The organism is Paenibacillus sp. KS1 (assembly GCF_001680695.1).
In the GTDB taxonomy this organism is placed as follows: Bacteria; Bacillota; Bacilli; order Paenibacillales; family Paenibacillaceae; genus Paenibacillus_B; species Paenibacillus_B suaedae.
This window is the reverse complement of sequence record NZ_MAIS01000046.1, coordinates 1-17308: the sequence shown is the minus strand read 5'-3', so window position 1 is coordinate 17308 and position 17308 is coordinate 1. Positions and strand designations below refer to the sequence as shown.

General features: G+C 46.0%; 21 protein-coding genes. 15 read left to right on the top strand and 6 right to left on the bottom strand.

Translation table 11 applies throughout. The annotated features are described in order from the left end of the window. Positions 1-181: 181 nt before the first annotated feature. On the bottom strand, positions 182-616 hold the full coding sequence (locus BBG47_RS16205; RefSeq protein ID WP_021253542.1) for a DUF3995 domain-containing protein: 435 nt from the start codon (positions 614-616) through the stop codon (positions 182-184). 220 nt (positions 617-836) lie between these two features. Here BBG47_RS16205 and BBG47_RS16200 point away from each other — a divergent pair, with 220 nt between their 5' ends. Further along, complete coding sequence (locus BBG47_RS16200) at positions 837-1325, top strand: tetratricopeptide repeat protein (protein ID WP_065292548.1); 489 nt, start codon at positions 837-839, stop codon at positions 1323-1325. Positions 1326-1551: 226 nt separating this feature from the next. Here the strand turns inward: BBG47_RS16200 and BBG47_RS16195 are convergent, their stop codons facing one another. Beyond that, the gene (locus BBG47_RS16195) at positions 1552-2808 is read right to left on the bottom strand and encodes an MFS transporter (protein WP_065292547.1); all 1257 of its coding nucleotides are present in this window, start codon (positions 2806-2808) and stop codon (positions 1552-1554) included. A 235-nt stretch (positions 2809-3043) separates the two neighbouring features. Here BBG47_RS16195 and BBG47_RS16190 point away from each other — a divergent pair, with 235 nt between their 5' ends. The 3 genes from BBG47_RS16190 to BBG47_RS29485 all read left to right on the top strand — a co-directional run bounded on the left by BBG47_RS16190 (position 3044) and on the right by BBG47_RS29485 (position 4716). After that, positions 3044-3640 carry a TetR/AcrR family transcriptional regulator gene (locus BBG47_RS16190; RefSeq protein WP_065292546.1) on the top strand — a complete coding sequence of 199 codons (597 nt, stop codon included), beginning with the start codon at positions 3044-3046 and terminating at the stop codon, positions 3638-3640. A 70-nt stretch (positions 3641-3710) separates the two neighbouring features. Further along, positions 3711-4412 (top strand): Type 1 glutamine amidotransferase-like domain-containing protein, encoded by a 702-nt coding sequence (locus tag BBG47_RS16185; protein ID WP_065292545.1) that lies wholly within the window; start codon positions 3711-3713, stop codon positions 4410-4412. Between the two features lie 142 nt (positions 4413-4554). Continuing rightward, complete coding sequence (locus tag BBG47_RS29485) at positions 4555-4716, top strand: aminotransferase class I/II-fold pyridoxal phosphate-dependent enzyme (RefSeq protein WP_139070712.1); 162 nt, start codon at positions 4555-4557, stop codon at positions 4714-4716. 84 nt (positions 4717-4800) lie between these two features. Here BBG47_RS29485 and BBG47_RS16180 read toward each other — a convergent pair whose 3' ends face one another. Then, positions 4801-5514 carry an SRPBCC domain-containing protein gene (locus BBG47_RS16180; RefSeq protein WP_065292544.1) on the bottom strand — a complete coding sequence of 238 codons (714 nt, stop codon included), beginning with the start codon at positions 5512-5514 and terminating at the stop codon, positions 4801-4803. After that, the gene (locus BBG47_RS16175) at positions 5514-5840 is read right to left on the bottom strand and encodes an ArsR/SmtB family transcription factor (RefSeq protein WP_285852943.1); all 327 of its coding nucleotides are present in this window, start codon (positions 5838-5840) and stop codon (positions 5514-5516) included. Before BBG47_RS16175 ends, BBG47_RS16180 begins: the two co-directional genes overlap by 1 nt. A 217-nt stretch (positions 5841-6057) precedes the next feature. Between BBG47_RS16175 and BBG47_RS29950 the strand changes: the two genes are divergently transcribed. Next, complete coding sequence (locus BBG47_RS29950) at positions 6058-6222, top strand: hypothetical protein (RefSeq protein ID WP_175400549.1); 165 nt, start codon at positions 6058-6060, stop codon at positions 6220-6222. Positions 6223-6288: 66 nt separating this feature from the next. Here BBG47_RS29950 and BBG47_RS16170 read toward each other — a convergent pair whose 3' ends face one another. Continuing rightward, positions 6289-7245, bottom strand: a complete 957-nt coding sequence (locus BBG47_RS16170; protein ID WP_065292543.1) for a helix-turn-helix transcriptional regulator — start codon at positions 7243-7245, stop codon at positions 6289-6291. Positions 7246-7366: 121 nt separating this feature from the next. Between BBG47_RS16170 and BBG47_RS16165 the strand changes: the two genes are divergently transcribed. The 6 genes from BBG47_RS16165 (at position 7367) to BBG47_RS16140 (ending at position 12412) form a co-directional block, all read left to right on the top strand. Continuing rightward, positions 7367-8236, top strand: a complete 870-nt coding sequence (locus BBG47_RS16165; RefSeq protein ID WP_065292542.1) for an SDR family oxidoreductase — start codon at positions 7367-7369, stop codon at positions 8234-8236. Positions 8237-8660: 424 nt separating this feature from the next. After that, on the top strand, positions 8661-9341 hold the full coding sequence (locus BBG47_RS16160) for a DUF2625 family protein (RefSeq protein WP_254659838.1): 681 nt from the start codon (positions 8661-8663) through the stop codon (positions 9339-9341). Continuing rightward, on the top strand, positions 9338-10342 hold the full coding sequence (locus BBG47_RS16155) for a Gfo/Idh/MocA family protein (protein WP_065292540.1): 1005 nt from the start codon (positions 9338-9340) through the stop codon (positions 10340-10342). Before BBG47_RS16160 ends, BBG47_RS16155 begins: the two co-directional genes overlap by 4 nt. Beyond that, a complete protein-coding gene (locus BBG47_RS16150; RefSeq protein WP_065292539.1) occupies positions 10339-11004 on the top strand; it encodes an HD domain-containing protein in 666 nt (221 codons plus the stop codon). The genes BBG47_RS16155 and BBG47_RS16150 overlap by 4 nt, the downstream gene beginning before the upstream one ends. Before the next feature lie 134 nt (positions 11005-11138). Next, positions 11139-11708: a phosphotransferase gene (locus tag BBG47_RS16145; RefSeq protein WP_065292538.1), complete on the top strand. Its 570-nt coding sequence runs from the start codon at positions 11139-11141 to the stop codon at positions 11706-11708. 29 nt (positions 11709-11737) lie between these two features. After that, positions 11738-12412, top strand: coding sequence for an O-methyltransferase (locus BBG47_RS16140; RefSeq protein WP_065292537.1), 675 nt, complete (start codon positions 11738-11740; stop codon positions 12410-12412). A 117-nt stretch (positions 12413-12529) separates the two neighbouring features. On the opposite strand, the gene BBG47_RS16135 is transcribed toward BBG47_RS16140, so the two are convergent. Continuing rightward, positions 12530-13411 (bottom strand): LysR family transcriptional regulator, encoded by an 882-nt coding sequence (locus BBG47_RS16135; RefSeq protein ID WP_065292536.1) that lies wholly within the window; start codon positions 13409-13411, stop codon positions 12530-12532. Between the two features lie 128 nt (positions 13412-13539). Between BBG47_RS16135 and BBG47_RS16130 the strand changes: the two genes are divergently transcribed. The 4 genes from BBG47_RS16130 (at position 13540) to BBG47_RS16115 (ending at position 17131) form a co-directional block, all read left to right on the top strand. Beyond that, on the top strand, positions 13540-14436 hold the full coding sequence (locus tag BBG47_RS16130; RefSeq protein ID WP_065292571.1) for a DMT family transporter: 897 nt from the start codon (positions 13540-13542) through the stop codon (positions 14434-14436). A gap of 129 nt (positions 14437-14565) precedes the next feature. Further along, the gene (locus BBG47_RS16125; protein WP_021253524.1) at positions 14566-14910 is read left to right on the top strand and encodes a YojF family protein; all 345 of its coding nucleotides are present in this window, start codon (positions 14566-14568) and stop codon (positions 14908-14910) included. A 68-nt stretch (positions 14911-14978) separates the two neighbouring features. After that, positions 14979-15635: a bacillithiol biosynthesis deacetylase BshB2 gene (bshB2, locus tag BBG47_RS16120; protein WP_065292535.1), complete on the top strand. Its 657-nt coding sequence runs from the start codon at positions 14979-14981 to the stop codon at positions 15633-15635. A 245-nt stretch (positions 15636-15880) separates the two neighbouring features. Next, positions 15881-17131 (top strand): TolB-like translocation protein, encoded by a 1251-nt coding sequence (locus tag BBG47_RS16115; RefSeq protein WP_065292534.1) that lies wholly within the window; start codon positions 15881-15883, stop codon positions 17129-17131. Positions 17132-17308: the final 177 nt, after the last annotated feature.

Below are 17308 nucleotides of genomic sequence, written 5' to 3'. Positions count from 1 at the left end.
ACTGGTGGCGTTATCTGTCAACCCACATTTACCCAGTTTCTGATGTGGTTGATGTTGTAACCTGTTTGTTGAATAGGGAAAAGGGATGTTGCTAACGCTGCAGGAAATACAAAGACTCGCTTCCGGAATGGGAAGCGAGTCTATTATTCGAAGTGTGTTGTATGTAGAAGGAATCATGGTTTTATTGCTGCGTTCCACCAAAGAAAATAGATAGTAGAAATGCAAACGATAAGAAAGTACATAGAGGCACATACAGCCAGGTATCCATTTTTGCAAATTTCGTTTTGCTGATTCGCTTGAACAACCCGACATAATTGAAGTCGCCTATGACTCGCAAGGCGAATACGACAGCGCATATCCATGCGCCTGCTTGCAGGAGAACAGCATTGAAACGAAATGAAATGTAGGATGCGCGCATAAGTAAAATGACGGCTGAAAGGGCAAGAAGAACAGCAATGAGCAGGGTCATTCCCGGTCGTGGAGAGAATGTGCGCTTGCCATTTTTTTCGGGAATTACAGCTGTTGTGCCCCATGTACCACGGCATGCCCAATATACATGGAGCAGGCTGATGAGATATAGGATACAGGCCGCAACAAGACTGATTACTGATACCATCAACGATTCCTCCTTTTTTACTGAATGTAGGTTTGAGCGATGATATTTGCTGAAAGGCAATGCTGATTGACAAAGAGGACGGTAAGAGCATTTTAGATTGATAACAAAAGTTCTTACGTGATAAGATGGTTGTAATTATTTCTGGTAGATGAAGAAATGATTGCTAATTTCATTATAGATCCATTTATCAATTGGTCAATAAGGGAGAAGAACGGTAGAAATGGAAAGCACATATGAAGAAGCAGTTCAATTGAGGGCTCAAGGGCAAGCCGGGCAGGCGATAACAATCTTTGCACAATTGCTGGAGAAGGACCCGAATAATGCCGAGCTGCTGTATCAAATGGCATGCGCACACGATAACTTAGGATTAGAGAAGCAGGCGGTGCCCTATTATGTAGCAGCTCTTCGCAATCAATTAGGTGAATCTCATCGACCTGGAGCTTTATTAGGCCTAGGAAGCACCTATCGGACACTGGGCCAATACGAAAGTGCGAAGGAGATATTGGCGCAGGGTGTGAGTGAATTCCCGAATCACAGAGAGCTAAAGGTGTTCTATGCAATGGCACTGTACAATGTTGGTGAGCATGCAGAAGCGATGAAATTGCTGCTGACAGAGTTAGCAGATACGACGAAAGATGCAGGAATTGCTAGTTTCGAGAAAGCAATTCGTTTCTACGCAGATAAGCTGGATCACATATGGGATGAGTAGACAAAATGAGTTTTCATTTATGTCTAGAATGGCATACCTGAAGAAGCAGGATTTAGTCATGTTTTAAAACGTTCACGAAGAAGCAAACTTGTGGTATGTTGTGCAGATACCCGAAGAAACATGATTCTGTCATGTCTCTTCGGGAAATAAGTTTGTGGACTTTTTTCGAGTACAGATTTCGTTTTCTACGTTTACTCTGATCGTATCCTTTCTTCAATTCCTCTTATCAGCAATCATATGTTTTGTTGCTCGGCACACTCATTGAATGATCTGAACTTGGATCAGAACTTGCTACTGCAAAGTTGTATGCTGAGCGAAGGGTTTTATAACCGCCCATCATAATGCCAAGCGCAAGCACACCAGCTGCAATTGCCACCGTGAACCCCATATGTACACCAAAATGATCCACCATCCATCCAGCAATCGCAGAGCCAAGCGCAACCCCGATACCAAGTCCTGTTGTTGCCCATGTCATTCCTTCGGTTAACTGATGTGAAGGAACGATCTTCTCCACCAATCCCATCGTGATAATCATCGTAGGTGCGACGGACATACCCGCAAAGAAGACAGTAATCGCCAATGTAGTTAGATTGTTGACGAAGAATAGAGGAAACAAGGTTACCAATGCAAGACTAACCGCAATTGCAAATTGACGATACAACGGCATGTTGATTGTAAGTGTGCCGAAGATAAGACCTGCCAAGCATGATCCGATTGCGTAGACAGACAGGACGTAGCTGGCTGCGATGGTGTTCCCCTGCTGTTCGGCAAAGGCAACACTTACAACATCCACGGTTCCAAATATCGTGCCGATTGCAGCAAGCGTAAGAGCAAGCAAGCGCAATGCACCGATTTTGAACACAGATCCCTGACTCGTGTTATGCTGCGGCTGTACTGCCGGTTCACTGCTCTTGTGCATCGTAAATAGTACAATGCCAAATGCCATAAATAAGCATGCGGCGAGAGGGCCAGCTTCTGGGAAAACGGACACGCATAATCCAACGGAAATGACAGGGCCGATAATGAAGCAAATTTCATCGACGACGGATTCAAAGGAATAAGCAGTATGCAGTTTGGGCGATCCTCGATACAGCTCCGTCCAACGTGCACGCACCATTGCGGGCATGCTGGGCATGCAGCCAGCCATGATTGCGAACAGAAAGAGCGTCCAATCGGGCGCGCCTAATCGTGCACATAGCAGCAGAGCCGATATGGAGATAATGCTTAACGCTGCTGCGGGACGAAGAACTCGTGATTGCCCCAACCGATCAACCAATCGGGATATTTGCGGGGCAATCAGCGCCGAAGCGAAGGCAAAAGTGGCAGCGATGGCTCCAGCGAGACCGTATTCTCCGCGCATTTGAGCAATCATGGTAACCAAGCCGATTCCAGTCATAGAGATCGGCATTCTTGCGATAAATCCAGCGGCAGAAAAAATAAGAGAACCCGGAGCAGCAAATAATTCTCGATAAGCACGTAACATATTACAATGTTCCTCCTAGCTGAAATAGGGTAGTTTCCATTTACATACGAAGCGTATGCAAATATAATATTAACATACGGGACGTATGTCAATAACAATCGAGGAAAAATGCGGTATGAAATGATTCGCTCTTGTATGTTATAAATCTTGTTAATTTCAAATTTTATTGTAGAATAGAACGAAATATAAAACTGAGCTAGCATCGTGCAAACTGCATAACGGTGCAGGAGGGAACATGGTTCGAAAAGCAAGAAAAGAAATGATCGAGGAGACAAAGGGAAAGCTGCTTGAAGCGGCAAGAGAAGCGTTCGGAACAATCGGCTATGCCAATACGTCGATGGATGAGTTAACTGCTTCCGTAGGATTGACGCGAGGTGCGCTGTACCATCATTTTGGCGATAAGAAGGGTCTGCTTGCGGCAGTTGTTGACGAAATTGATCAAGAGATGGATAATCGCCTTCACGATATTTCGAATGCGGCAGCAACGTCATGGGAAGGCTTTGTTGGTCGATGCCGTGCGTATATTGAAATGGCAATTGAGCCGGAAATTCAGCGCATCGTACTTAGAGACGCGCCTTCCGTGCTTGGGAATGGATTTACTCATCCTTCTCAGTCTCAATGCTTAGCGACAATGGCAACAATGCTTCAGCAATTTATGGATGAAGGAATCATTGCGGTTACGGATAGTCATGCATTAGCACGGATGTTGAACGGCGGGCTTATGAACGCAGCCTTCTGGTTAGCTAATTCTCAGGATGCGGAGAAGGAGCTGGCCGTTGCGTTGCACAGCTTGGGAGTTGTATTAGACGGTTTGCGGATGAAATCAAAGTAGCTGAATCGATCATGTAAATCAATGAAATCTTTAAAAGATGATGAACAAGTAATCTCAGGAGGGAACGATGATGAAGCAAATTATTGCAATGGGAGGCGGAGGATTCTCGATGGAGCCGGAGAATCCCCTTCTGGATCTGTATGTCTTGCAGCAAGCTAGTTCGGAAAATCCGAAAGTATGCTTTGTGCCAACAGCAAGCGGAGATGCGGATGGGTATATACAGCGGTTTTATAAGGCATTTGGAGAACATACATGTGAGCCTTCCCATCTGTCATTATTCAACCCTCCGACGACGGATTTGGAAGACTATGTGCTGAGCAAAGACATCATGTATGTTGGCGGCGGCAATACACGCAATATGCTAGTGTTGTGGAAGGAATGGGGCTTGGATGCCATTCTGAAGAAAGCATGGGAGCAAGGCATTATTTTGGCTGGGTTAAGCGCTGGCTCCATCTGCTGGTTCGAAGAAGGAGTAACAGATTCAGTACCCGGGGAGCTGACCGGATTAACTTGCTTAGGTTTTTTGCCGGGAAGCAATTGTCCGCATTATGATGGGGAACAAGAGCGGAGACCCAGCTATCATCGGCTAATGCAGGAAGGCAAGGTTGGACATGGCATAGCTGTTGATGATGGTGTAGGTATTCACTATTTGGATCGGAATATACATCGAGTGATCAGCTCCAGACCGCATGCAAGAGCCTACTGCGTAGAATCTAGAAACGGAGTCATTACGGAAAACGAGCTAGTTCCCGTGTTCTTAGGTGAATCATAGGTGACGAATGACATAGGAAAACAAAGAGAAACAAAAAGTAGAAGTGAGTAGCACATAGAATCTAGAGAGAGCTAAAAAAGTAAAAACTATAAAAAGCATAGTAAGAAATAGAGAAATATAGAGAGATATCTCAGCGAAAACCATGCAGGCGCAATTGAGAACGCAAGGGATACTCGTACGCCATTTTATGATGCCTCGAACGGAACATTTCCTAAGAGTGTCAATCGGAACAGAAGAAGAGATGGAGCGATTTGTTGAAGCCTATGAAGTTATCTTGAAGCAGATGATTGGTTCAGCCTCGTAAAATTCCATGCATCATTCAAATAGAAGAGCAGATCGTTAGATAAATAAACGATCTGCTTTTTTTCGATTCTATCCGGAATGATGCTTATGCACAATATGGAACGGGATAGCTGCCAATGTTGCATGTAATGCTAATGATATCTCCGTTACGCCATGCGGTTAGGCTAACTTGCTCATCAATCGCCAGTTCACAGATGGCTGCTTCCAAGTCTGAGTAGCTGGAAATGGTCGTATTGTTGATGTTCACTATAATGTCATCAGGTTGGAGTCCAGCATCAGCGGCTGGTGAAGAATCCTTAACCGACAATACCTTGGAGCCAGCCGGTTGCCCGTCTTGCGGATGAACAGTCATATGCTGAATGCCGATCCATGTTCTCCACATTTTTTCTCGTGAATCCTGACCGGTCTCGTATACGCTCTTCAAGTTGTGAAGGAAGAGAAGGGTTCCATACGCCATATTGTCGGCAATCGCTTGTCCCGCATCTCCAAAAGGAAGTTCAAGGCGATACTCGATTGAAACCCGAACGCCAGCAGCCTCTTGGGTAAGTGTGGTAATGGTCAACGACATATCTTCGCCTTGCAGAATGAAGTGCTTGCCGTGTTCAATTTCAGTAATGATACCTGAAGTGCTCGCTCCCCATCCATGATCCAGTTCCATTCGACCGCCAACACGGAAATCAACACTTGCTTCCTTGGCATACCACCGAGTTAATTGTTCTGCTTCTGTTAATGCGCTCCATACCTTCTCAAGGGGTGCTTCGATCAGCATATATCTCTTTACGGATTGTAAGCTATTCATTAGTTTTCCTCACCTTCCAAAAATGTTTTGAGTCGAGTTAAGCGATCTCCTAATATGTAACCCATATCTTGCAAAAGGGATTGATAGGCAGATTGCAGCAAGGCTTGCTCCAAACGGTAAATTCGATATTTCCCTTGCTTCTGCTCGCTGATCACTCCTTCTTCTAATAAAATTTGCAAGTGCTTTTTAACGGCGGGTTGAGAGATGTCGAAAAACTGAACAAAATCCGATTGCGTTCGATCGCCTTGAGCAAGCATTTGAAGAATCGTCCTGCGTGTCGGATCACTTAGAACACGATAAATATCCGTAATATTCACCTCACACATAACTGTATGGTTATATGTTATTTCAATGAAAAGGCCATTGTCAACAAAATCGTTAACAAAATTTACATTTAATTTGGTAATATATCACTTGTGTGTGACTGTACATGTGAAAGAGTTGTTTAATAATTTGATATTTTCAAGGCAGATAGGCAGATTTATAGGATTCTATGTCGTTAGAAAATAATTAGGAAATATTTCTTACGAGGGTGGCCAGATTATGATTACGAAAATGCATGTGGAGAACATGTTGCAGGAGTATATGGATGATACAGCTGATTCCTATCATTCCGTATGGATAAAGTGGACACGACGCCTCGTATTGCAGAAGAGGGGTCATGGCAAGAAGTCAACGAGCGGCTGCGCTGGATGCATTACGAGCTGACTCGCGACGATATATTGGAATTCTTGGAAAGCTAGCAGGAGGCGAGGGAGATAACAATGGAATGCTCTATTGTTCTCCCTCATAAGTTGACAGCATATTTCGTATTTCACTTATGACTTTGTCTCGAAGTTCTGCGGGTTTAAGAGCTTCCATAGCAGCACCAAATCCTAGGATTATCTCTGCTGCTGAATCAAGTGTATGGAACTCGACGTCTGCACATGACCAACCGTTATGATCGGGTTCAATATGCAGCAATTTTACGTATCGTTCATGCTTGAGACGTTGAAGTAGATCATTACTCACACGAATACGCGCGGGATAGCGGGGGAGGGTGGACGTAAATTGCTTCGTGGATTCCTCCCAATAGCGAGCCAGATCGAATCCGTCAGGACGAGCAAAGGCTTCATTCAAAACTTCTGCGTTGCGTATCCGTGAAATGCGATAGCTGCGGAATCCATCTTCTACTTGAGCCACGACATACCAAACCCCTCGTTTGGCAACTAATCCTAGCGGCATGATGTCTCGAACCACAGTACTGTCATGACGTTCATAGGTGATGCGGAGCTTATGCTGCATCCATACAGCCTCCTGAACGATTGATAAGCACTGAGTACCCTCTTTCGTTTGGCGCCATCCCGCTCCATCGATGTGTATACGTTCTCTAGCGATGTCGGCGTCTCTCCTCATTTCAATCGGACTTGCGGCAAGCAATTTATGATAAGCATTGTCGAGTTCTTGTCGAAGACCGAGATCGTCAACTAATGACGAGGATTTCATTAAGAGCAATGACATCAATTCTTGCGGCTTCATTCCCGTCAATTGCGTTCGATACCCTTCTGACAAGGACCACCCTCCGTAGGAACCACGCTCAGCGTAGACGGGGATACCGGCGATACTGAGTGATTCCATATCCCGCATAATGGTTCGTTCGGAGACCTCTAATCGGTCGGCGAGGTCTCGGGTTGTCATCTTCCCGTAGCTTTGCAGCATGAGCAGAATCGACAGTAAACGATCAGCTCTCAAGCGAACTCATCCTTTCTTGGTTGCAAGGTGATCTTAGTGTATCATATCCAATATGACAGTTGCTGTCATATATGTCCCGATATAATGAGATCGAAGACATGTCGATTGAGGAGGACAATTCATGAAGCCATTACAAGACCAAGTTGCGGTAGTAGCAGGAGCAACCCGCGGGGCAGGCCGTGGGATTGCGGCGATGCTTGGAGAAGCTGGAGCAACCGTATATTGTACGGGGCGGAGCGCACGATCCCTCCAATCCGATATGAAGCGCAGTGAAACCATTGAAGATACGGCAGACATCGTGACGGCTTACGGGGGAGTCGGAATTCCAGTGCGCGTGGATCATACGAAGGAAGAAGAAGTGAAGGCTCTCTTCGAACGAGTTCGCAGGGAACAGAATGGCCGTCTTGATATATTGGTCAATGATGTATGGGGAGGAGACCCATTAACCGAATGGGGAACGCCGTTCTGGGAACATTCGCTTGCGGGCGGTCTACTCATGCAGGAGCGTGCGGTTCACTCGCATATGATCACAAGTTATTATGGATCTCCGCTATTGGTAGCGCGTAAGCAAGGGCTCCTTATTGAGATTACAGACGGCGTTGACTATCGTTATCGCGGCAATCTGTATTACAGCTTAGCTAAGGTGTCAGCTATTCACTTAGCAGCAGCGATGGCGGAAGAATTGCGCCCACACGGAGTAACTGCTGTAGCGGTTACGCCTGGATTTTTGCGTTCGGAGGCGATGCTTGAACTCTTCGGTGTGACGAAGGAGAATTGGAAGGATGCGGTGAAGCAGGATCCGCATTTCATCATGTCGGAAACACCGATGTATGTCGGAAGAGCAATTGCGGCGCTTGCGGCAGATCCGAACAAAATGGAAAAGACGGGGCAATCCCTTAGCTCGTGGGGGTTGTCTGACGAGTATGATTTCGTAGATGAGGATGGGAACCGACCTCACTGGGGCAACTATGCTGCAGAACTTGGACTATAATCTGTCATACGGCAAAGGGAGCGAAAAGCTCAGGTATATAGCAGCAGCGAATCGTCCATATAAATAACAATGCTGCAAATGAGAGGCATCCCGACCAATGGGATGCCTCTTGCCTCTTGCTACCTAATTTTGTTTTTCGTGAACGATGAGACAAGTGCCGTTCGGTAATGGAACAGGCCTCAATCACCATTACATGTTGAGAAATATATCAATTCCGACTGCGTAAGATCTACTCATTTTACATCAGGAAGAAGGAGAGAACAGATTTTGCATAACTACCATTTCAAATTTAAGGCATTCATTTTGATTGACGGTCTTGGTTCATATAGCGCATAGTAGGACAGAGACATGAAACTGTGAGGCTAATAACGCTATTTGCACTTTCTATCAACAAGAATATCATGACGGAAAAGGGGATGAGATATTGAGCAGTGATGTGAATGGTGACGTGAACGTGAATGAGCAGACATGGAACGAGATAATCCGTATTTTTGACGAAGGAACCAACCGCATTAACGTCTTGTTCGTTGATCCTGCACGAGCACAGAATACAGTATCGAGTCTGCAAGTAAGCGAAAATAGTTATATAGGCGCGATTGCGCGTCATTCGGGAGGTGTCCTCGTAGATGGCGGTTGGATTAAGCTGCTTGGCTCCGGAAATGATGCTGTATTTGGCGATTTACTGAGCTGGAATGGCTTTGGTAATGACATTGGCATCACTCTGCTACATGGTGCATGCATAATTGCTTATGACTTGGCAGGTGGTTTCTTTGCCTTGAATGGCGGCTGTTTCGCTAGCGAAGGACATAACGTCTATTATTTTGCCCCGGATACATTAGAGTGGGAGGATACGGAATTGTCTTACTCCGATTTTTGTGAGTGGCTGGCCGATGGGGACTTGGAGCTTTTTTACCGTACATTCAGATGGGATGGCTGGGAAAACGATATAGCAGCGCTGAAAGGAAATGAAGCAATCAGTTATTATCCACCGTTGTGGACGGAAGAAGGCTCGGCGGAGCGCAGCAGCAGAAAAGCTGTCCCTGTTGCCGAATTGTGGAACTTATACATACAACAACATGCGAATGGAATGGAGAACGAACAATGACGAAGAACAAGATCAAATTAGCTGTTGTAGGTTTAGGAAATATGGGGAGGTACATGATTCGAACCATTTCCAATCCAGGGTTGGCAGAAAAGGTGGAGCTGGTTGCGATATGTGAGGCGAATGCGGCTGCACATGAACAATATCAGAAGGATTATCCGCATGTGCAGTACTATACAGACTATTCCAAAATGATAGAAGAATTGGATATCAATCTTCTATACGTATCTGTCCCTCCTGCCTATCATTATGATTTCGTATGCGCGGCATTACGCAAAAAAATTCATGTCTTCTGTGAGAAGCCGCTTGCTAACAATTTACAAGAAGCTGCTGAATTGCTCAAGCTGGCAGAAGAAGCGAACGTTGTTCATGCTATTCATTTCTCGATGCCACACGAGCCATCTGTGAAACGAATGGAACGGATGATTAAGGAGCAGGCCATTGGAACGATCCGCAGTATGGAGCTTATCCTGCATTTTCCGACATGGCCGCGCAGCTGGCAGCATAATAGCTGGATTTCGACACGAGCACAGGGTGGATTCGTGTTAGAAGTAGGCGTTCACTGGATTAACGTTATACAGAAACTGTTCGGCACGATTACGCATGTACAGAGCGAGTTGGAACTGCCAGCGGATGAAGAACGCTGTGAAACAGGGATACGCGCAAAAATGCTGCTGAACAGTGAGGTTCCGATCTATGTGAATGGCTTATCGGGCATGGCAGGCGCGGAACGTGTTTCTCTCGTTGTTTATGGCAGTAAAGGCACAATTGCCCTTGAAAATTGGAGTGAGCTGCATGTTGGAGCAATTGGACAGCCACTGGAGAAAGTTGCCGTTGAAGAAATCGAGCAAACTCCGATAGTCGCTCAGGTCATTCGGGCCATTCACGGAGAGCATGCAGATTATTTCGATTTTCGTGATGGGTATGAAGCTCAGGCTGTCCTGGAGGCGTTGCGACATCCGGCGTCGCCACAGCTTGCGGACATTCGGAAGGCAGTAGAATGAAGATGAACGAGGAGCAGCGAGGATGGATTGAACGAGCAGAGCAATATGTCCACGAAGAGCTGTGCCGCGACAGCAGCGGGCATGATTGGTGGCATATTGTTCGGGTAAGGCGCCTGGCAGTCCGCATCGCAGGTGAAGAAGGAGCGGACGTGCTCATATGTGAAATGGCGGCGCTGCTTCACGATGTGGCAGATGCCAAGCTTAATCCGGATCATGACAGCGGCTTGCAGAAAGTTGCACAGTGGCTGGAGTCAAATGGCGTCGATTCAAAGATTCGCGACAAAGTCCTTTCGATCATTGCGAATATGTCCTACAATGGCGGTCATAATCCGCCAATGGACTCGATTGAGGGACAAGTCGTGCAGGATGCAGACCGATTGGACGCAATGGGGGCAATCGGAATCGGACGCACATTCGCATATGCTGGATGCAAGGGTCACCTTATGCATGATCCCTATCTTGCTCCTAGGGAAGCGATGACCGAAAGCGAGTATAGGCAGCAGCCTTCCACGGCCATTAATCATTTCTCCGAGAAGCTGTTAAAGCTGAAGACGCTCATGAATACAAACAGTGGCAAACAATTGGCTCATAAGCGTCATCTTGTTATGGAAGAGTTCTTGGAGCAATTTCATAATGAATGGAATGCAGAAGATGATAAGTGAGCCGTTAATCCTATAACATTACACCTCCAATCCTTCTTGCAGCGGAAGATGTTAGTATCAAGTTGGATGAAGCTTACTACAACCTACAACCTTATATGGATTCGATAGCGTGCGAGGAGACCGACTATTTTGAATTGGGACAAACGGCGGGGCAAATGCATCTTGTCATGCAGCATGAGGATAACATCCCAGATCAGCCAGATCGGTATGACTTGGACGCGACATGGAATCGAGTGCAAAAGCGATACCGTGATGAGGAAGCAGAATGGCTGTGTGAACTCCAGGCTCCAGTCACGCAAGCAATTTCCTACCAGCATGAGAAGAATGGTATGATTCATGCCGACCTTGGCATGTGGAACGTCATATATACGCATTCAGGATGCCGCATCATTGATTTTGGTGAAGCGCGTTACGGCAATACTCATTTTGATCTTGCTGCCCTGCTGGATTCTAGTGTGAAGTGGACTGGCGAACAAGAAGATCGTATTAGGTCATTGCACAGTTTCATAGAGGGATATATGCTATACGGGAAGGTAGACGCTGACTTACTGCTAGAAAATATCCACCTCTGGATCATGAGAGGGGTGGTTGTGATCATAGATCGTTACGGTCTAGAGCAGCGTACCCATCAATATTGCAGCAGGAGTACGCAGAAGTTGACGCATATGAAAGAGATCGTAGAACGTCTCTATCTAAACAGGTAAGAGTATATGAATCAATAGGAGGCAAGGACATGAATCAACAAGATACATGGACAGCAGTTGATCATTACTTTAATCAGCAACTCATTCCTTCCGATCCTGTGCTGGAAGCGGTACTGGCAGCAAATGCCGCAGCAGGCTTGCCGGCTCATGATGTATCGCCCAATCAAGGCAAACTGCTGCATCTTCTGGCCAAACTTCAAGCTGCTCGAACGATATTAGAAATCGGCACATTAGGCGGCTACAGCACGATTTGGTTTGCCCGTGCACTGCCGCAGGATGGCCGGGTATACACGCTGGAAGCCAGTCTCAAGCACGCTGAAGTCGCACAATCGAACCTGCTGAACGCAGGCGTAGCGGATAAAGTGGAGATTCGAACAGGACTTGCCGCTGATTCGCTTGCTCAGCTTGAAGAAGAAGCGCGCGGTCCCTTCGATCTTATTTTTATTGATGCAGACAAGCAGGGCAATCCGGAATATTTGAAATGGGCTTTAAAGCTATCCCGTCCGGGAACGCTCATAATCGGGGACAATGTCGTCCGCGGCGGCGCTGTCGTGGACGAGTATAGCGATGATCCAAGCGTACTAGGCGTGCGCAGCTTCTTCGAACTGATTGCTGCGGAGCCTCGCTTAAATGCTACGGCGATCCAAACCGTTGGAAGCAAAGGCTATGATGGATTTGTTATGGCGTTAGTAGTCGGTAAGTAGTCGAAGAGTGAATAAAATGAAGAACAGCCCTGTTCTCAATTGAGGCAGGGCTGTTTGTGCTAGAAGCAAAATTGGAATAATGTAGAGCCTTGATGGAATCAGAACAGAATCTGAGTATCAAGGCTCTTCTTTATGACAAAATAACTCCTGAGCTGTTCGTATGAATAATTGGACGGCAAGTGAACATTCCGTTAGGGAAGGGGCAGCTAATAAAATCTCTCTTCGTACCATCGGATCGAGCTCGCGTGTCACTATATGAGGAGGTGTAGTAATCAGTGATAATTCTGATAAAATGGCCACTCCCAGCCCTTCCTGGATCATATTGAGCAGAGCCCCCGTGTTATGAACGACAAACTTGATATTCATACTGGTTTCCGTCTTCTCAAAAATGTCAATGATGGGGATTTCATTACCTCCCTTGCAAATGATGAGCGGTTCATCATTCAGATCTTGAATGCAAATAATGGGCTTGTGACATAAGGGATGATCTTCCCGCAACAGTGCAACCATCTTGTCACTATACAGCGGTATGGCTTCAAATTCATTATTAGGCTGTGTAACAATACCGACGTCTATCTCGCGCGAAGCTAACCATTTGTTAACCTCGTTTATTGTCCCTTCATACAGTTCGATTTCCAATTGAGGAAATCTGTGCTCGATACGGCTAATAATCTTAGGTAAGAAAAAGGCAGATGCGGTTGGAAATGAGCCAATGCGGATCGTGCCAATCTCTAATCCCTTCTCCGCAGCTGCCTCTTGCTCCAGCTTCTCAATTCCATTCATAATGTCGCGAATATGGATGAGCATGCGCCTTCCTATATCTGTTAGCAGTATGCCGTTCTTTCGATCACGAATCAGAAGAGTAACGCCTAGATCGGCTTCCAAGCTTGAAATGGCACGGCTAACTGCAGGCTGCGTCATATGAAGAATATCTCCGGCTTTTGTAAAGCTGGAAGTTTCAGCTACGGTCAAAAAAGTACGCAATTGTGTAATGGTCATAACAATTTTGATATGCTCCTTATAACAATGATTCATTTTATTTATGCACATAAACAATATAACATGATACATGGAGGTGTAAGTAAACTTTTACAGATAGAATGGTAGGGAAGGAATGGATGAATATGATGAATCAGCTGTCCAAACATAAAACGATCTTGCTGCTTGTCTTTCTTGTGATTATGTGGGGCGTGAATTGGCCCTTGACGAAAATAGGCCTTCAGTATGCGCCGCCATTGCTATTTGCGGAGCTGCGTACCTTTATCGGGGGGATCATTTTGCTCCTGCTTGCGCTGCCGCGATACAAAAGCCTGCGACTCAAGGAAACGTGGCCCATTTATTTAGTGTCTGCCTTTTTGAATATTGTGCTGTACTATGGCCAAATGACATTCGGTTTGCTCTATACGCCTGCAGGGCTTTTTTCAGCAGTTGTATTTCTTCAGCCTGTCTTGCTAGGCGTGTTCTCATGGCTATGGCTGGGCGAATCGATGCATCCGAGAAAAATGTTCGGCTTAGTGCTTGGTTTCTTGGGTGTTGCCGTCATTTGTGCGTTTGGCATTATTGGGCATGCATCGGTGATTGGAATTGGTCTCGCACTTGGTACGGCACTTAGCTGGGCATTCGGAACCGTCTATATGAAGCGAATTAGCGAGCGTGTCGACTCCCTGTGGGTCGTATCGCTGCAGCAAACGATCGGAGGCTTGCTGCTAACGGGTTCGGGGGCATTCATTGAGAACTGGTCAGATATTGTATGGGACTTGGCGTTTATCTTGAATTTATTGTTTATATCTATTTTCGTCATCGCATTAGGCTGGCTGACTTACTTTGTGCTGATCGGGTCTGGGGAGGCCAGCAAGGTGGGGGCCTTTACTTTTTTAATTCCACTCATCTCGAATATCGCAAGTGTCATATTTTTGCATGAACAATTTACGATCAATTTGGTAGTAGGACTTGTCTTCATTTTGTTCAGCATATACCTTGTTAATGTGAAGTCGAGACGAGAAAGGTCATTAATTGCAAGCTAAAGCAGGGTACGGGGAGGATGCGGGTTGTTTGCTCGAATAGGTACGTAAGCTATAACTTTATATGATACAATGAGAACTGAAATTCATATCATAAAGTCAGCGGTTAATTGATCCATGGAGGAACGAATCATGCAACTTATACAACCAGATCGCGTTCAACAGCAGCTGCAAAGCTTACAGGATAAGTTGTTATATGCGCATCTTGAAATGACTACTGGTGCTTATGCGGCACATCGGGATAAATCAAAAATGACAGCATCCGTATTTTTTAAAAATGCCCCCGTCCGCTATTCACATGGCACATTGGCAGGAACAGGCCCTTATCGTATCGGCCTAAAGACAGAGCAAGGGTGGATTTATGCGGAAGGGCTGACACATTGGGAAGAGAGCGACGAGAAACGCCTGATTATGGCCGGCCATGATTCGGAGGGACGTTTGCTTGTCAGCTTCATGCTTAGTGAGCAGCCATTCTAAGGAACAAGCCTTCTCACTGCTGATTGCGAATGATCATTATTAGGAGACAACTGAAGAGGGGACATCAAATGGAATCACAACAGCGCATTGTCGTCGTGCTGCCTCATCCCGATGATGAAGGGATTATGGCAGGTACATTGGCGAGACATATTCATCAAGGCATGACCGTTACTTATGCATGCTTGACATTGGGAGAGATGGGGCGGAACATGGGTAACCCTCTCTTTGCCAATCGGGTGACATTGCCGCTCATCCGCAAGCAAGAATTGCTGGAGGCGTGCAAGCGGATCGGAATCGAGGATGTCCGCATGTGGGGGTATCATGATAAAACGATTGAGTTCGAAAAACAGGAGAAGCTGGCGCGAAGAGTTGCAGACTTGCTGGTAGAGCTTAAGCCAGCGATTGTATACACGTTCTATCCAGGACATAGTGTGCATCCAGATCACGATGCAACTGGAGCTGCCGTCGTGCAAGCGGTGAAGCTGCTGCCTGAGAGCGAGCGCCCTACAGTACTGTGCATCGCATTTTCTTCGAATCGTAAGGCTGTGCTAGGCGAGCCGGGCGTAGTGAATGATGTTAGTGACTTTGTCGAGCAAAAGATTTATGCCATTCATGCCCATCAATCGCAAGTGAGGTTCTTATTAGACCATGGAACGTTGGACGATCCGGCATTTCGAGCTAAATATAGTAAGGAAGTATTCTGGGAATATCGGTTTGTCGATTAGTATAATGCCAATTGTAAGAGTGATAGCACTCGATTTATGAAGCTGACGGCAGCTTATAAATCGAGTGTTTTTATATGTTAGGAATTCGCATAGTATCATGAGGAAGATCATATTCGATTGAATTTCTAAAAAGATAATCGACTAGAGTTACGGACGTTTTTGTAAATGTATCCATGCATGATCTGGCCAACACATATGCTGTTCGCTTCAGTGGCACACTAAGGAAAATGATAAGTAGGTGTGTCATGAGAAAGTGCATACAAGCCATAGTTGTATTCGTGCTGATGTTCGTATGGTCGACACCCTCTAGTGGATGGCCGACAAATTCGTCCTATACAGCTGCGTTTATTCGCAACAATGATTTATGGATAACTAGCGGCACACAAGAGACACAGATCACAACAGGGGAGTACATCCGGAATCCCAAATGGTCGCATGACGGGATGTGGGTCGCTTTTACAAAAGGCAAGGAAGAAAATGAGGTTTGGGTATACCATATGACTACGAAATCGCTTCGAAGAGTAGGAAAGGGTCAGAATATACAGTGGTCGCCCAAGCACGGCATAGTCGCATTTCAAACCGATTACACGCTTCGAATGGCCAATGTGGATACACCTAGCACCCCAATTGTGACAACGATAGAAGACAACATCGGGAACTATGCTTGGAATCCGAGCGGAAATGGTTTTTTGGTATCCACACTCTCTAAGCTGCTGCCAACTGGGAAATGGGAGGATATATTGTTATATCGTATTGGCCTAGACACCGAAACAGGTACACCCAATAAAGTACTGCTGTATCGGATTCCCAATCAAACTGATGATTTCTTCGCCGTGTTAACCAGCACATTCAAATGGTCTCCTGATAGGAAATGGATCGCCTTTATTGCTGTTCCCACTGCTTCATTATCTGCAGATAGCAATACACTCTGCTTGCTGTCTTCAGATGGGACAACCTTTCTGAAAGTAGGAACAATGCTCCATGATGAAGAATGGTTCAACTGGGCACCAAGTGCAAATCAACTTGCTTATATTGCGGGTGAGGGAAGAGAAGCAACAAGCAATAAAAAATTGACCTTATTAAGCAGCTTGACACCAATGAAACAGCAAATCTATACTCCTGCGGGCAAAGTAGAGACTGGTTTCACTTGGTACAATGATCGTACAATTGTCGCGTCGAGAGCTGACGAAGCGTTGTGGTCAAGCGATGCGGAGAAGAGGCCGTTGCCTAAGCTTGTGAAGGTTGACCTTGATTCAGGGCAACAAGCGATGCTGTCGGCTCCCGCCATGGGATTCGGCGATTATGCGCCTGTGTTCGTGGAAGATGGAAGGAAGGTAGCGTGGATTCGAAGTAATCGTTCGACAGCAGATGTTATGCTGTCAAGACCTGATGGCAAGAATGCGCATGTGTGGATTCCAAATCTGACACTCGGGACCAATTACTATGAGCGATGGAATTGGAGTGAGGTATTTCAACCTTATGGGACGAGTGATTAGGGGGTTCCATCGGCACATCCTGCTCATGCATCGAGGGTTCTAGTCGAACGATGTAAAAAAGACGGGGAGTTCGCTCCTCGTCTTTTGTCTTGTCTATGTCGTAAACAATCTTATTTATCATCATCGTCATCATCATCGTCGTCATCGTCATCATCATCGTCGCTGTCATACTCATCG

Bases quoted from the DNA above. Each gene is read 5' to 3' on its own strand.
- BBG47_RS16140 (WP_065292537.1), top strand. From the start codon at position 11,738: ATGAATCAACAAGATACATGGACAGCAGTTGATCATTACTTTAATCAG.
- BBG47_RS16165 (WP_065292542.1), top strand. From the start codon at position 7,367: ATGAAGCCATTACAAGACCAAGTTGCGGTAGTAGCAGGAGCAACCCGC.
- BBG47_RS16115 (WP_065292534.1), top strand. From the start codon at position 15,881: ATGAGAAAGTGCATACAAGCCATAGTTGTATTCGTGCTGATGTTCGTA.
- BBG47_RS29950 (WP_175400549.1), top strand. From the start codon at position 6,058: ATGATTACGAAAATGCATGTGGAGAACATGTTGCAGGAGTATATGGAT.
- BBG47_RS16175 (WP_285852943.1), bottom strand. From the start codon at position 5,840: ATGTGTGAGGTGAATATTACGGATATTTATCGTGTTCTAAGTGATCCG.
- BBG47_RS16205 (WP_021253542.1), bottom strand. From the start codon at position 616: ATGGTATCAGTAATCAGTCTTGTTGCGGCCTGTATCCTATATCTCATC.
- BBG47_RS16135 (WP_065292536.1), bottom strand. From the start codon at position 13,411: ATGACCATTACACAATTGCGTACTTTTTTGACCGTAGCTGAAACTTCC.
- BBG47_RS16130 (WP_065292571.1), top strand. From the start codon at position 13,540: ATGAATCAGCTGTCCAAACATAAAACGATCTTGCTGCTTGTCTTTCTT.
- BBG47_RS16155 (WP_065292540.1), top strand. From the start codon at position 9,338: ATGACGAAGAACAAGATCAAATTAGCTGTTGTAGGTTTAGGAAATATG.
- BBG47_RS16190 (WP_065292546.1), top strand. From the start codon at position 3,044: ATGGTTCGAAAAGCAAGAAAAGAAATGATCGAGGAGACAAAGGGAAAG.
- BBG47_RS16185 (WP_065292545.1), top strand. From the start codon at position 3,711: ATGAAGCAAATTATTGCAATGGGAGGCGGAGGATTCTCGATGGAGCCG.
- BBG47_RS16180 (WP_065292544.1), bottom strand. From the start codon at position 5,514: ATGAATAGCTTACAATCCGTAAAGAGATATATGCTGATCGAAGCACCC.
- bshB2 (WP_065292535.1), top strand. From the start codon at position 14,979: ATGGAATCACAACAGCGCATTGTCGTCGTGCTGCCTCATCCCGATGAT.
- BBG47_RS16200 (WP_065292548.1), top strand. From the start codon at position 837: ATGGAAAGCACATATGAAGAAGCAGTTCAATTGAGGGCTCAAGGGCAA.
- BBG47_RS16195 (WP_065292547.1), bottom strand. From the start codon at position 2,808: ATGTTACGTGCTTATCGAGAATTATTTGCTGCTCCGGGTTCTCTTATT.
- BBG47_RS29485 (WP_139070712.1), top strand. From the start codon at position 4,555: ATGCAGGCGCAATTGAGAACGCAAGGGATACTCGTACGCCATTTTATG.
- BBG47_RS16150 (WP_065292539.1), top strand. From the start codon at position 10,339: ATGAAGATGAACGAGGAGCAGCGAGGATGGATTGAACGAGCAGAGCAA.
- BBG47_RS16125 (WP_021253524.1), top strand. From the start codon at position 14,566: ATGCAACTTATACAACCAGATCGCGTTCAACAGCAGCTGCAAAGCTTA.